Annotated in this window: 9 protein-coding genes; all 9 read left to right on the forward strand. The window is 43.6% G+C overall.

The features are described from left to right. Positions 1–8 precede the first annotated feature (8 nt). The 9 genes from xylA to DDR33_RS17805 all read left to right on the forward strand — a co-directional run bounded on the left by xylA (position 9) and on the right by DDR33_RS17805 (position 15,569). A complete protein-coding gene (gene xylA / locus DDR33_RS17765) occupies positions 9–1,331 on the forward strand; it encodes a xylose isomerase (protein WP_109417182.1) in 1,323 nt (440 codons plus the stop codon). A gap of 266 nt (positions 1,332–1,597) precedes the next feature. Then, a complete protein-coding gene (locus tag DDR33_RS17770) occupies positions 1,598–2,173 on the forward strand; it encodes an RNA polymerase sigma factor (RefSeq protein WP_109417149.1) in 576 nt (191 codons plus the stop codon). 89 nt (positions 2,174–2,262) lie between these two features. Continuing rightward, complete coding sequence (locus tag DDR33_RS17775) at positions 2,263–3,435, forward strand: FecR family protein (protein ID WP_109417150.1); 1,173 nt, start codon at positions 2,263–2,265, stop codon at positions 3,433–3,435. A gap of 199 nt (positions 3,436–3,634) precedes the next feature. Next, positions 3,635–6,976, forward strand: coding sequence for a TonB-dependent receptor (locus DDR33_RS17780; protein ID WP_109417151.1), 3,342 nt, complete (start codon positions 3,635–3,637; stop codon positions 6,974–6,976). Positions 6,977–6,994: 18 nt separating this feature from the next. Continuing rightward, positions 6,995–8,626, forward strand: a complete 1,632-nt coding sequence (locus DDR33_RS17785) for a RagB/SusD family nutrient uptake outer membrane protein (protein WP_109417152.1) — start codon at positions 6,995–6,997, stop codon at positions 8,624–8,626. Between the two features lie 53 nt (positions 8,627–8,679). Continuing rightward, complete coding sequence (locus DDR33_RS17790; protein ID WP_109417153.1) at positions 8,680–9,801, forward strand: SusE domain-containing protein; 1,122 nt, start codon at positions 8,680–8,682, stop codon at positions 9,799–9,801. A 72-nt stretch (positions 9,802–9,873) separates the two neighbouring features. Continuing rightward, positions 9,874–11,007 (forward strand): glycoside hydrolase family 76 protein, encoded by a 1,134-nt coding sequence (locus DDR33_RS17795; protein WP_238387850.1) that lies wholly within the window; start codon positions 9,874–9,876, stop codon positions 11,005–11,007. A gap of 203 nt (positions 11,008–11,210) precedes the next feature. After that, entirely contained in the window at positions 11,211–11,852 is a 642-nt protein-coding gene (locus DDR33_RS17800) for an RNA polymerase sigma-70 factor (protein WP_109417155.1), read from the forward strand. Positions 11,853–12,236: 384 nt separating this feature from the next. Next, positions 12,237–15,569 (forward strand): SusC/RagA family TonB-linked outer membrane protein, encoded by a 3,333-nt coding sequence (locus tag DDR33_RS17805; protein WP_158280793.1) that lies wholly within the window; start codon positions 12,237–12,239, stop codon positions 15,567–15,569.

Here is a 15,569-nt window from a genome sequence, read left to right on the forward strand (position 1 = left end):
TGGGAAATATTCTCTCAGGCGAAACTGAGTTTTTCAAAGAAATTGGCCAGATCAAATATGAAGGCCCTCAGTCCGACAATCCTCTTGCATTCAGATGGTATGATGAAAACCGTGTAGTAGCCGGAAAAACATTAAAAGATCATTTTAGATTCGCTTGTGCTTACTGGCATTCATTCTGTGGAAATGGGTCAGATCCGTTTGGAGGCCCTTCACATTTCTTTGCATGGGATAAGAAGAGCGATCCGGTTGAGCGTGCAAAAGATAAAATGGACGCTGCATTTGAGTTCATCACCAAGCTGAACCTGCCTTATTATTGTTTTCACGATGTCGACCTTGTTGACTATGGCAATGACGTTCTTGAAAATGAGAGAAGACTTCAGGCAATTGTAGAATATGCTAAAGAGAAACAGGCTGCCAGTGGTGTAAAGCTTCTTTGGGGAACTTCCAATCTTTTCAGCAACCCGCGCTACATGAACGGAGCCTCAACCAATCCTGATTTCCATGTATTGACACATGCAGGAGCACAGGTGAAAGCGGCTCTTGACGCAACTATCGCGCTCAATGGAGAAAACTACGTATTCTGGGGCGGTCGTGAAGGTTATATGAGCCTCCTGAATACCGATATGAAGCGTGAACAAGAGCATTTTGCCCGTTTCCTTCATACTGCAAAGGATTATGCACGGAAAAACGGATTCACAGGAAACTTCTTTATCGAACCGAAACCATGTGAGCCAACCAAGCATCAGTACGATTATGACGCTGCTACCGTTATTGGTTTCCTTCGTCAATATGATCTGCTTGACGACTTTAAACTGAACCTGGAGGTAAACCATGCCACTCTTGCCGGACATACTTTCCAGCATGAAATGCAGGTAGCTGCGGACGCAGGCTTGCTCGGATCTATGGATGCAAATCGTGGCGATTATCAGAATGGTTGGGATACAGACCAGTTCCCTAATAATGTGTATGAACTTACCGAATGTATGCTGGTATTCCTCGAAGCAGGTGGACTGAAAGGCGGCGGTGTTAATTTCGATGCGAAGATCAGGAGAAACTCTACTGATTTAGAAGATATCTTTTACGCTCACATCGGAGGTATGGACACCTTTGCCCGTGCCCTGATCATTGCAGATGACGTGCTTCAGAAGTCTGACTATAAAAAGTTCCGTCAGGAGCGTTACTCGTCATTTGACAGCGGAAAAGGTAAAGAATTTGAAGATGGCCGGTTAACACTCGAAGATCTTCGTTCTTATGCGATTGAGAAAGGCGAGCCTGCTGCAAAGAGCGGAAAGCAGGAATACCTGGAAAATCTGATTAACAGATACCTGTAAATTTTCAAAATAAGTATAATGTGGTTTAGCCCTGTGCCGTTTGGTACGGGGCTTTTTTATTGGCCGATTGCAGGCCCTAACCTAAAGCCTTTATTTTTCTGAATACATCCTGTAAATTTGCACACATACAGCAGGATGATCTGTGTCAGTTTTTGTCTATGTTTGTTATATAGAATATTTCGCAGTACTTTTAATAAAAAACCAATTTGACACCTATTGATATAGCTATCGGGTGAGAATCATTTATACGGCGCAATCGTTTACTGATGCAGGACTATCACGGGTTAACTGATTTTGATTTAGCGAAATTGCTGAATAAAAGCGATGAATTTGCTTTCAGGGAAATCTATATCCGTTATTGGGACAGGCTATACGTAATTGCGAGGAAGCGCCTCAGAGATGCAATCGAAGCAGAAGAGGTTGTTCAGGATATCTTTTGTAATCTATGGCGCAAAAGAGAATCCTTTACACTATCAAAAGGGTTCGATCACTATTTTTCGGTTGCGGTAAAATTCGAGGTGATTAACCGCCTCGCAAAAAAAGCACGCCATTCCATCTTCGAAAAAGAAGCTTCGTCTACCTTTTCTGAGACAGACTTTTCAACAATTGAATCATTAAATCTCCAGGAATTAAAAAATCAGCTTCAGCAATCAGTAAGTTTGTTACCTGAAAAATGCCGTATTGTTTTCCTGCTCAAATACGAAAAAGATTACACACAACACCAGATCGCACAGGAACTTCAGATCTCGGAGAAAACAGTCGAGGCCCATCTTTCCAAGGCACGTAAAACACTCAGAGGATCTTTTGGAAGTGCATTGACACTGTTAATCGGGCTCCTGTAAACTGTCTAAGACACGACAGAATAATTTTTTTTTCATATCACTAAGGGATTTTAAGTTTTGCGTTGGCTATACTGAAAACAACCAATCCAATGCCTAAAAGAAAGCGGGAGGAAATCATTCAGGAGCTTGCCAGAAAGTGGCAGGAGGGTACCATTACAGAGGAAGAAAAAGTAATGTTTAACAAATGGTACCATTCTTTTGATGACACCCTCCTGGAAGAAACATCTTTTGAAAATCCTGAAGAACTGAGGGAACGGCTATACAGGACAGTTTATGAAAAAGAAGGGATCGGGAAAAGGAGACAAATCCGTTTCCTCAGGCGTGTTTCAGCTGTGGCAGCGTCAGTACTGCTTATCGTTTCTTTCAGTTTTTATCTCTATTTCGGTCATTCGCAGACAGAGCATGGAAGCCTGAAGGAGAGCGCTCATTCTGCCAATATCCTTCCCGGTGGTAACAGAGCAGTTCTCACTCTTGCTGATGGTTCCAGTATCATCCTCGACAGTGCCGAAAACGGAGTCCTGGTTAACCAGGGAAATATTTCGATCCGTAAAAGTAAAGAAGGGCAGCTTATATACCAGGTGAGTAGCCAGGTAAAAAAAGCTGTGGGGGAAAGCCTGATCTTCAATACAATCACTACTCCACGCGGGGGGCAGTACCAGGTGGATCTGCCCGACGGTACCAGGGTGTGGTTGAATGCAGCCTCTATGTTGAAATTTCCTGCTGTTTTTAGCTCGAAGGAGCGAAGAGTGGAACTGCAGGGTGAGGCATACTTTGAAGTAGCTTCAGCAGCAGGAAAGGGAAAGAGGCTCCCGTTCATTGTCGTCAGCGGAGAACAGCAGGTAAGTGTACTAGGTACCCACTTTAATATCAATGCGTATGGTGATGAAGAGATAATGAAAACTACTCTGCTTGAGGGCGCAGTAAAGGTTTCCAAAACAGGCATTAAACAGTCGGAGATCCTGCATCCCGGACAACAGGCGCGGGTGGGTAGAGATATTAAAGTCGCGCCTGTTGATACCGAACAGGAAATGGCCTGGAAAAGAGGATATTTTATTTTTGATAACGAAAGCGTTCAGAGCATTATGCGCAAGATTTCCCGGTGGTATGATGTAGACGTAGAATATAAAGGAAATATTCAGCACCGGAAATACGCAGGGACTATTCAGAGATCTGAGAATATTTCAGAGGTCCTCAGAATAATGGAATTAACAAAATCAATTCATTTCAGGATAGAAGAGAGGAGGGTCATTGTCATGCCATAGATATACTTCCAATTATTATTTACCTAAGATTGACCGGAATAACCAGGAGCGATTAGGCCCGCTCCTGGTATCCTGAAGGCCGATCATAAAGAGTGAGCTAACACATTTTATAATTATAACCCTAAAACAAATGTATAAAATTTGTACTGGATTAATATGCAGTTACAGAAGCTGCATTCCCTTAAAACTACTGCTACTCATGAAACTAACCATTGTTTTACTGATGGCAGCATTCTTACAGGTCAGTGCTGCGGGGTATGCGCAAAAAATAAGTCTATCCGGGCAGAACATCAAAATAGAAGAGGTCTTTAAAAAGATAAAAAAACAGTCTGATTATAACTTTTTCTACGATACCGAAATGTTGCAGCAGACCCAGCCTGTTAGCATCGATGTAAGAAACGTGCCTGTTGAAGTCGTTCTCGAAAAATGTTTTGCGGGACAGCCGCTCACGTTTGTCATTGAGAAAAAGACAATTGTTGTGATGAAAAAAACAGGAAATGCAGAAACTCTGGTCAGAGGCTCTGTATTACCGGTTGCTATATCCGGAAAAGTAACGGATGAGAAGGGGGAGGGGCTTCCGGGGGTGAGTGTGCGGGTGAAAGGAACGTCTGCTGCGACCTCCACTGATATTAACGGAGGCTTCAGGATCTCTGTAGGCGATAACAATGCGGTGCTGGTTTTCTCTTTTATCGGATTTGCGGCAAAAGAGATCCCCGTAAAAAATCAAACATTTATTTCTGTCAGGCTGGAGCCCGAAGAAAAGGCACTTGAAGAAGTCGTCGTGATCGGTTACGGCACACAGAGAAGAACCAGTGTGGTAGGCGCAATTGATCAGATAAAAGCCACCCAGATCGAAGAGAGGCCCGTAAGCAATCTTACCCAGGCATTGCAGGGCGCATCGGCGAATCTTGTTATCCAGCAACGTAGTATGAACCCCAATGATAATACTATGAACATCAATCTGAGGGGGGTAACTACTATTACCAACAACTCCCCCTTATTGGTCATAGACGGGATCATTGCGGATGACATCAATATGATGAATAACCTGAATCCTAACGATATTGAAAATATTTCTGTTCTGAAAGATGCGGGCAGTGCTGCTATTTTTGGATCCCGCTCTGCAAACGGAGTGCTGCTGGTTACTACCAAGAAAGGAAAGCTGAACATGAAACCCACATTGAAGTTTAGCGGACTTATGGGTACTCAGCATCCCTCTATACTTCTTAAGCCATTAAAAGGTTATCAGAATGCCCTGCTGCGTAACGATGCGTTTGTCAACACAGGATCAAACCCTATTTATTCTTCCGAACAAATCGCACAGTTTGCCACGGGTGACAGCGAATATTTCCTGAAAGGTATTCTGAAAGATGGAATGCAGCAGAACTATAATTTAAGTATCCAGGGAGGATCCAGCAATACAACCTATATGATCTCAACTGGATATTATGATCAGCGAAGCAATTTCAAAGGGCCTGATTATGGTGCCAGACGGTATAATCTGCGCTCTAATTTAACCACCCAGGTAGGCAAATTCAAATTGTCGTCCATCTTATGGTACGACCGGAATAATGGCAAAGCCTACCAGGGAGATAATGGATTTCTGATAGCTGATGCATCCCGTATCCCTGTATATAATACCTATGTATTGAAGGACGCAGAGGGAAAGTATTATGCGAATGATGTGCTCACCGGAGGTAATCCGCTTGCAGCCCTGGAGCATGGAGGATATATCAATACAATCAATGATCACTTTCAGGCTAGCTTAAACGGCGAATTGGAAATTATAAAAGGACTTAAGGCGAAAGGGGTGATTGGATATGATCTTCGCCCGGACAGCCGCTTGATCAGAAGGTTTTACTGGCCGGTTTACAGCCTTTCCGGAGACCCTGCACCTATCAATCAAAACAATTCCAACGCCTATCATATTGAAGACTTCAGCGCGAAAGCAACTTCTCTGAATACACAGGCGATGCTTGATTTTCAGCGCACCTTCGCTTCTCATCATAACGTAACAGCCTTGGTTGGCTATTCCAATGAATCATACAGGCAGTTACGGCAGGAACTGAAAAGACAATATGTAGATCCTGTTTTAGGTATCCCTATTGAGGGAACAATAACAGACGCCACAAGTTATAATACACCCGGTGGTACAACAGAGCGTAGTATTAACTCCTGGTTTGGCAGGGCCGGATATTCTTTTGACGACAGATATTATGCTGAAGCCAGTTTTCGTTATGATGGCTCAACAAAGTTTGGAAGTAACAACCGGTGGGGCTTTTTTCCTTCTTTTTCTGCCGGTTGGCGCATTTCGGAAGAAGATTTCTTTAGTGTTTATAAACAGAAGGTGGGCGACCTGAAGATCAGGGGCTCATACGGACAATTGGGCGTTCAGACAGCCGACGATTACCAGACGTTTACTACCTACAATATTTACCTTAATCAATACGGGTTCAATAACGTTTCAGTTCCGGGTACCGGTTATATGTTCGGAAATCCAGATCTCAAATGGGAGACGGCAACTTCATTCAACATCGGGGCGGATGCTTCCTTCTTTAATGGAAGGCTCAATACATCTTTTGATTATTTTCATAAGAATACGAAAGACATCCTGCTGAAACCCGAAACCCCTCTTACTTTAGGCGGGGCCGTTCCTTTTGCTAATCTGGCGGCTATGGCGAATCAGGGTTGGGAGCTTTCAGTCAATTACAATCTCCGGCATAATGGCTTTAGTCATACCTTCGGATTTAACATCGGTGATTCGAGAAATAAAGTAACAAAATTTGAAGGGAATGAACAGATCTCAAAAGCTGATCAGATTGAACGTATTATCCGGGTGGGATTGCCGCTCTATAGCTATTATGGTTATAAGACCGATGGATTATTTCAAAATGATGAAGATATTAAGAATTCAGCTCTTCCCGTTGGTGTCCTTCCGCAACCAGGTGATATAAAATATAAAGACCGGAACGGCGATGGAATCATTGATGATAGCGACCGCTATGTCCTTGGACATGCTTTCCCAAGATTTACTTTCGGTTTTACCTATGACATGCAGTGGAAGGGATTCGATGTAAATATGCTTTGGCAGGGAGTAGGTAAGCGTGATATGGCATTGAGGGGAGAGATTACCGAACCTTTTCACGGCGGATACTCATTTGTCATGTTTGAACATCAGCTCGACTACTGGACCCCTGCAAATACAGATGCCAAATGGCCCCGTTTAACTGCGCCCAGTACAGCTTCTTATACCAATAACTATGGCAAAGGATCTGATTTTAATATCTTCAGTGCCGCTTATCTCAGGTTGAAAAATATTCAGATAGGCTACACTCTCCCCAAAAAGCTTACAGGTCGCCTGGGCATGAGCAGGACTCGTGTTTTTGTAAGTGGGCAGAATCTGCTTACTTTTTCTAAGAACTCGTTTATCGACCCTGAATCTACCGAGTTCGGGGCAAATATGAATGCTTCAGGGGCTAATAGCGGGCGTAATTACCCCGTGCTGAAATATATTGGTGGTGGTATAAATATCGACTTCTAACAGACAATATTGACCAAAATGAAAAGGAAACTTATTAAATACGGAACAGGTGTAATTGCCGGGCTATGTTTGTGTCTGACAGCTTGTGTGAAGATGGATGTTGTACCAGCCGACAAGTTTACTGACGCCACCTACTGGACTTCAGAGGATAAGGCCAACTCTGTTCTTAATATGGCTTACAGGCAAATGTTTTCAAATAATTACATCTTCAGTAACGAGATCCTCAGTGATAATGTGTACAACGGTTATGGGACGATAGATGAGAAGATCATTGTATCCGGCTTGGCGGATGCTTCAAATCCCCGGTTTAAAAATGAGTGGGGTGACAGCTACGCCGGGATAAAAACCTGTCATACCTTCCTGCAAAATGTAGACAGAGTGACCGCCATGAGCGAAGAATTAAGGCTGAGAAGAAAAGCTGAGGCTCGTTTTATCCGTGCAATGCTCTATCTCGATCTGACCACATGGTATGGAGACATTCCTCATTTTACAGAAGACATTACACTTGAAGAATCAAAGCTTTTGACGCGTAAACCACAGGCTGAAATACGAGCCTGGATACATAATGAGCTGGATGAGGTCGCCGCAATTCTTCCCTCGAAACAAGGGTATGAAGCTAAAGATAACGGAAGAATAACCAGCGGAGCTGCAATAGCCCTGAATGCCCGGGCTTACTTGTATGAAAATAATTGGGAGAAAGTAGCTGAATATGCAGGGAAACTTATCAATTCCACTCAATATGGCTCATACGAACTTTTTAACAATTATGAGCAGATGTTCTGGGCCGGAAATGAATATAACAGCGAGATGATTCTCACTTATCAGTTTGTGCCGGACGTCAGAACATGGGGGAATCTGGTGGACTATGCACCCATGTCTGCAAACGCCAGGCTGAACCTCGCCGGGCCTACCCAGGGACTGGTTGATAGTTATCTGATGAAAAATGGCGAAAAGTGGACTTCTGCTAATCCCGACTATGCAGACCGTGATCCCCGTATGAATGCCACTATCGTGTATGACGGGGCGAAATGGACCGATCGTACAGGGACACAGTACACTATTGTGATCCATCCCGAAGGTACCAGCCCTGCAGGAAAGCCCTCTGATAAATACACCGGGATAGGAACAGCGCAAACTTCAACCGGTTACTATTACCGTAAATTTGCTGATCCTACGCCTTCAACTTACAGGGAGGGGACCTGGGAATCAAGTGCCGACTTGCCAATCATTCGTTTTGCCGACATCCTTCTTATGTATGCTGAGGCAAAAAACGAACTGGGCCAGATGGACGCTTCAGTCTGGAACCAGACTATAAAACGTTTAAGACAACGCGCCGGGTTTGATAATGTAGCTAAGGCTATGGATCTTCCGGCAGGTAATCAGGACGCATTGCGCGAAGTGATCCGCAACGAGCGCAGGGTTGAGCTTGCTCTTGAAGGCCTCAGGGTTTTCGACATCAGAAGATGGAAAATAGCTGACCAGGTACTGACACAAACTCCCAGAGGAGCAAAATTTGATAAAAGCAGCGGTACCTACGATTATATCAAGTTACCGGCCGGCAATTTCAGTAAAGACCGTGATTTCCTCTGGGCTATTCCGCGGAGTGAAAGAATATTGAACCCCAACTTAACACAAAATCCAGGATACTAAGAATAAGGACAGGAACACCTCTGTTCTAATGATCACTTTAACGAATTACTAAAATGAAAAAGAACATATTTTCAATGGCCGTTTCTTTATTTCTGTTGTTTGTTTTTAGCAGCTGCGATAAAGACAACGAATTTAAAGAAGTAGCGGTAACAGAAGTAAATGCTCTCTATTCTCCCAATGATGGCCGGAACGTAGTATTGCAATCATCGGCATCATCATCCCTGTATTTTGAATGGGAGAAAGCTACGGCACAGGATAATGGCCTTGTCTATTACGATGTGTTGTTCGATAAACCCGATGGTGACTTTTCAAACCCGGTTTATACCGTACCTTCCGACAATAATGGAATCAGTACAGGTGCTAGTATCACACATAAAATACTTAACAGGGTTGGTGCTTTGTCCGGTATTGCAACGTCTGCTGAAGGCACGCTTAAATGGACGGTCAGATCATCAAGGGGCCTTACGAAAGTTCTTTCAAAACAAAGCCGCACTATCAAAATAACCAGACTCAGCAGTATTGAATCGCCAGCAGCCTTATATCTCACAGGCGAAGGTACTGAGGCCGGTGCAAACCTTTCAGATGCGTTAATGGTGAAAGGTCTTGAAGGCGGAACTGAATTTGAGATCTATACGAAGTTGCTTGCAGGTAAAAAATATTCTTTCGTTGATTCCAGGACCAGTGTCTCCAGGACTTTTTCAATTGATGCAGGGGGCACTACCTTTAAAGAAAATGCTGATGGAGCAGTTGTTTCTAAAGATGGCGTTTATAAGATCAGTCTCGATTTTAACACTTCTTCCGCATCGGTTAAGGAAGTTACCAAACTCGACTTTTTTATGTGTACTCCTCAGAAAAGAGCGGCATTAACTTATCAGGGAAAAGGAGTGTGGAGAATAAATGATCTGGTTCCTGACTTTACTACGAATTGGAGTGATGACCGGTATTTCTTCTGGATGACCATTGGCGGAGAAGAACAAAAAGTCGGAAGCAAGAACAAAGACAATCAACCTCCTTCCACAACAAGCGGAGCGTATTTTGATCTGTATTTTTATCCAACAGATAAAAATCAGTGGGATTATTCGTTTAAGTTCCCCAACAGGTCAGTTCCTAAATGCAGTATAGTGTTCCATCTTAGCGGAGATAGTCCTAAGTATTATTATGAAGTGCTTTACTAATATGCATTATCACTCGGAAGATCAAGCATCAGATAACAGATGAAGAAAATACTTTTAATATCAATATCCGGTATGGCGCTTATGTTAAGCTCCTGCGGAAAAATAGAGGATGAGTATATTGAGAGAAATCCAATATACCCTGTTAACTGGGAAGCCGCTGCCGACAGCAGCAGTTCCCAGTTTGTGAATGCCTATTGGAACAGCACCAGGAATCACTTTAACAATGACAACTTTGGCGCCATCGGTCAGTACGATTATTGGCCGGAGGCTCATGGCCTGGATGTTCTCACTGACGCATATCAAAGAACAAAAAACGATAGTTATAAACAGAAGATCTACTCCTTTTACGAAGGGGTGAAAGCCAAAAACGGTGGTCGTTTCTACAATAACTATTACGATGATATGGGCTGGCATGGTATGGCTCATCTCAGGGCATTCGAAGCTACAGGTGATGCCCGTTACGAACAATCGGCCAAACAATTATGGGAATGGATCGTTGCCGGCTGGAATGAAGATGACGGAGGAGGGATACCCTGGAATCATGAAAATACCCCGGAGGGCAAAAGTAAAGGCGTGCCGTCTAACGGCCCCGCAGCTATTATTGCAGCCAGGCGCTGGCAGAAATATGGAGAATCCGAAATTGTAAACGGACATAATAATCTGTACTGGCTTTCCAAAATATACAATTGGATAAAAGAGAACCGTGTAGTACAGCAATCCGGACGTGTATTTGAAAAAATAGATGATAAGAACGGCGACTGGACATATAATGCAGGTACCTATATCGGTGCCGCTTTGGAATACTATAAGATCACCGGAGAAAAAGTCTATCTGAATGATGCTATGAAAACTGCTGACTGGGCCACCAGTACCCTGGTTAATTCAACGAACCGTGTTTTGAGCGATTGGGCTGAACAGCAGGATCATGACGTTAATCTCTTTAAAGGTATTTTTGTTCGTTACCTCACACAGCTTATCCTGAACAAAGATGTGCCGGATGTAACCAAAAAGAGATACGTGAACTTCCTGAAACACAGTGCAGAGATCCTTTGGACGAAAGGCACTGTTAAGACTCCTGTCGTATTATACGGCTATCATTGGTGGGAAGCACCATCAAATGGAAAGGCAGCCCTGCGTACACAGTTAAGCGGCGCTATGCTTATGGAGGCTCTCGCTCTGCTAAAAAAAGAGGGTTATGTAAATTAATTGCTGCCCGCCCTTTAGAAGAAGGCAGAAACTACAGCTGCGTATAAGTTTGTATGCAGCTGTGGTTTTTAAATGCCTGTCACTTACCGCAAAAGAGCTTTCACTTCACGCTAAACGCAAATTATTTATCCCCGATTCTTTATTTCTTTTGCTAAAAGGTTTTAATCAATTATTTTAGTAAACGGAATGACAACATTTCGAAGATGTTGTTATTTGGAATTTTAGTAGCCAATTATAAAACAGGAAGAGATCTGTCTGATCGCATTCTGCTGGCTGGAAACGGGGCGAGTATGCAAATATATTCTGATGATTTAGAGTCTTTTAACGCGTTATATCAGGAGCATAGTGCAAAGGTCTACCTCAATATATTGAGGATGGTCAAGGATCCGGAGGCTGCTCAGGAAATCCTCCAGGACATTTTTGTGAAGGTTTGGGAAAAACGCGGTCTTATTCAGCCCGGCAAACCCTGGGCTCCGTATCTGTATCAGGTTGCCAAACATTCTGTCTACGATTATTTCCGCAGGGCTGTCGTTGTTAGAAAAGCTGAAGCTCATCTTAAAGCAGAAGATGACGAGTCATATTCTCATATTGAGGAGGATATTTACTTTAAAGAAAGTCATAAATTATTGTGGAGGGCAATTGGAAAATTATCTCCCCAGAGAAAACAAGTATATACCTTATGCAAGATTGAGGGTAAAAGCTACTGCGAAACCAGCCGCATTCTCGGGATCTCCGTATCTACCGTAAGCGATCATATGCTTAAAGCCAACCGCTTTATACGTTCAGAACTGGTCGCATCCGAGGTCTTTACCACGCTTCTTATTATACTTTCCATCAACCAATAAAAAAATATTTCAGAGCAGGGTTCTCCTCTTTTTGAACCGTATATCAGGAAAGGCAGGTTTAAATGGCTGGCAGGGAATGACCGTTAATTCAGAGGTCATAACCTTGGTAAACATTCAAAACAGTAACTTTTAAGTATTACGATCCTGAGACTAACCACAGGACCTATATTTTAAAGCAGAAAGGAGGAGTATACAAGCGATGAAATGAATCTTTACTTAAGGTAAGAATACCAGGGTGCGCCAACACTCCTGGTATGATAGCTTACCATGATCTAATAGTTCAGTCAAAATCAATAAGTAAACCCAATTAACAAATCTATGATTTTTTATGATCTTTTTAAACCGGGGCTCCAGGCTTCCGGTGCTAACCAAATATGGCGTATTATGAAACTCACCATGATCATCATGACTGTAGTTTTAACGCAGGCAGCCGCTTCAGGCCTGGCGCAGAAAATTACTTTCATTCAGAAAGATGCGTCTTTGAAAACGGTATTCAGGGAGATTACCCGGCAAACCGGTTACCAGGTAATCTGCGACGGGAATCTGGTAAAAGACGCTCCTAAAATAAATGCAGAGTTCAGAAAGGCAACAATTCAGGAAGTATTAAATGCCTTCTTTACAGATCAAAAGGTTGAATGGACAATTCAGGAAGATATCGTAATTGTCAAAAGAGCATCGGGAAAAGAGGCGATTAAAATACCCGATCCTGTGCATATAACCGGTAAAGTGGTAGACGAAAATGGAGAATCACTTCCCGGCGTAAGTGTCAGAATAAAAGGGACATCAGTAGCAACAAGTACCACGGTCGACGGAAAGTTCAAACTTGAATCCGCAGACAGGAACGTGATCCTGATCTTCACTTTTGTCGGGTATACAACGAAAGAAATTTCTTTCAGTGGTCAGCCATCACTTTCAGTCCAGATGCTTCCTGAAAAAAAGGCTCTGGAAGAAGTAGTGGTAGTAGGCTACGGAACTCAAAAAAAGAAAGATGTCATAGCCGCGGTTTCTTCTGTAAAAGGGAAAGATATAGAAAACCAGCCTGTAGCGACACCTCAGTCGCTAATACAGGGACGTGCGGCAGGGGTTCAGATAGTTCAGAATTCGGGCGCTCCCGGCAGCGCAGTAACAGTCAGGGTAAGAGGAACAACTTCTATCAATGCCGGCAATGATCCTCTTTATATTGTAGATGGCGTTCCTGTAGAATCCGGTACCTTAAATGGGATCGGCCTTAGTGGCAGTAAGACATCCGCACTTTCAGCAATCAACGCCGACGACATCGAATCAATGGAAGTATTGAAGGATGCAGGAGCCCTGGCGATCTATGGTTCAAGGGCCGCCAACGGTGTTATATTAATTACGACAAAACGGGGAAAGAAGGGCGCCACCAGCTATAGCTTTAATTATTACAGAGGGATTCAATCTGACAATAAGAATACCCGGGTAGATCTCATGAACAGTCAGCAGGCCCTGGAACTAGTCCAGGAAGGAAGGGCCAATGCTTTGAATAACGGCGTGAGTTCCGTTTACGGCTGGATTCTGCCCGATAGCCTTGGAAACTTGTATAATACTGACTGGCAGGATGCGCTGTTCAAAACGGCTGCCGTCTCCAACTATGAAATGGCGATCAGGGGAGGTGAAAATAAGCTGCGGTTTTCCCTGAGCGGAAGTTATCTTGATCAGGATGGTATCATGATTAATTCGGGTTACAAAAGAGGTACCGGGCGGCTGAACCTTGATTATGATGCAAGCAGCAAATTGAAGCTGGGTACCAACCTGGCATTATCACGATATAAAAATAACCGCGTATCCACAGAGGATGGCGACAGGTCACTGATCCAGGTTGCCTTGAAGAAATCGCCTTCTATGCCAATTTATAATGCCGACGGAACCTACTACAACAGTGACGTCTCAGGTTTTATTAATCCCGTTAACTGGGCAAATAAAGTGAAATACGAGAACGAAGTTTCTTCTGTCACAGGGAATATTTATGGCGAATACACCTTTATTCCCCGGCTTGTTTTCAGAACTACTTTCGGATTGAATTATGCATCGGTGCTCGATAACTTCTTTCAGCCTTCCGACGCTGTCCGTAACGGAACAGCCAGCGGACAAACGTTCTCATCAAACGTGACGGGATGGGTGAATGAAAATACGCTTAATTACTCATTCAACATCTCCCGTCATCAGGTTTCCGCTCTATTAGGATACAGTCAGCAGGAAAGGAGTTCTTTTGCAATAAGGGCAGAGGGAAAGGATTATGCGACTAATAATATTTCAACATTAAATGCCGCAGTTACTCCTACAGCTGCAAATTCATCTGAATCGGCCTCCGGCTTATCCTCTACATTTGCGAGGCTGGGCTATTCTTATGCCGACAAATATTTGTTTGAGCTGACCGCCAGGCGGGATGGTTCTTCGAGGTTTGGTGCAAACCGGAGATACGTGTTATTTCCCGCGATTTCGGGAGCATGGAGGATATCCAAAGAAAGCTTTTGGAAGGAGTCTTCCCTGGTGAATGACCTGAAGCTAAGGGGCAGTGCCGGGAAAACAGGTAACCAGGATATCGAAGATTACATCGCCCAGGGACAGTATGCCACTACCGGAAGCTATATCGGCCAGAGCGGCATTTATATGAGTATCATTCCCAATCCTGATCTTACCTGGGAAACAACGGTTCAATATAACGGAGGGCTCGACATTTCGCTCTTCAACTCAAGGATCACACTTAGCGCAGATGCCTATGTGAAAAAAACCTCTAATTTATTATTGAAAGTTGAGTTGCCGAACACTTCCGGTTTTAGCAATGTATTGAAAAATATAGGATCGACGGAGAATAAGGGTCTGGAATTTAACCTGAATACAATCAATATTGACAAGAAGGACTTTTCATGGAGCACTAATTTTAACCTTTCCCTCAATAGGAATAAAGTAACCAAATTAAACGATGGGGTAAGTAATATCCTGGTTGGCAGCGGTCAGGGTTTATCAGGTTCTCTTGTATCATACAGCATTATCCAGGTTGGAAAACCCATAGGGAGCTTATATGGATGGAGACAGTCAGGCGTATACCAGTATTCTTCAGATAATACCACAAACAAGACCACCTCGAGCGTCGGGATAAACGGATATGTATTCAGGGGAGGCGACCTCAATTTTGAAGATGTAAACGGGAATAATACAATTGACGACAATGACCGGATGATTATAGGCAACGCACAGCCGGATTTTACCGGAGGTTTTAGTAATAACTTAAAGTACAAGTCTTTTGATCTGAATTTCCTGATGACGTTCTCCTACGGGAATGATATGGTGAACGGCACACGGTATTCAGCAGAGTCGGCCACCGGTTTTAACGGATCGCTGGCATTGTTGCGCAGGTGGAGAAATGAGGGAGATGTTACCGACATGCCTAAAGTCAATTATGCCGATCCTGCAGGAAACAGGAGGTTCTCCAACCGCTGGATTGAGGATGGTTCTTACCTGAGGTTAAAGACGATCACACTGGGATATTCGCTTCCTTCGGGCCTTGCCACAAGGCTAAAAGTAAGATCCTGCCGCATGTATGTGATGGCGCAGAACGTGTTCACCATCACCAATTATACCGGCTATGACCCCGAAGCCAGCGCATTCAATGATAATGTGGCACGAATCGGAATTGACCAGGGTACCTACCCCCAATACCGTTCACTGACCTTTGGTATTAATGTTGGATTTTAA

This window comes from Pararcticibacter amylolyticus (assembly GCF_003130405.1).
GTDB classification, from domain to species: domain Bacteria; phylum Bacteroidota; class Bacteroidia; order Sphingobacteriales; family Sphingobacteriaceae; genus Arcticibacter; species Arcticibacter amylolyticus.

Coding starts and splice junctions, on each gene's coding strand:
- DDR33_RS17795 (WP_238387850.1), top strand. CDS start 9,874: ATGGCGCTTATGTTAAGCTCCTGCGGAAAAATAGAGGATGAGTATATT.
- DDR33_RS17790 (WP_109417153.1), top strand. CDS start 8,680: ATGAAAAAGAACATATTTTCAATGGCCGTTTCTTTATTTCTGTTGTTT.
- DDR33_RS17800 (WP_109417155.1), top strand. CDS start 11,211: ATGTTGTTATTTGGAATTTTAGTAGCCAATTATAAAACAGGAAGAGAT.
- DDR33_RS17770 (WP_109417149.1), top strand. CDS start 1,598: ATGCAGGACTATCACGGGTTAACTGATTTTGATTTAGCGAAATTGCTG.
- DDR33_RS17775 (WP_109417150.1), top strand. CDS start 2,263: ATGCCTAAAAGAAAGCGGGAGGAAATCATTCAGGAGCTTGCCAGAAAG.
- DDR33_RS17805 (WP_158280793.1), top strand. CDS start 12,237: ATGAAACTCACCATGATCATCATGACTGTAGTTTTAACGCAGGCAGCC.
- DDR33_RS17785 (WP_109417152.1), top strand. CDS start 6,995: ATGAAAAGGAAACTTATTAAATACGGAACAGGTGTAATTGCCGGGCTA.
- DDR33_RS17780 (WP_109417151.1), top strand. CDS start 3,635: ATGAAACTAACCATTGTTTTACTGATGGCAGCATTCTTACAGGTCAGT.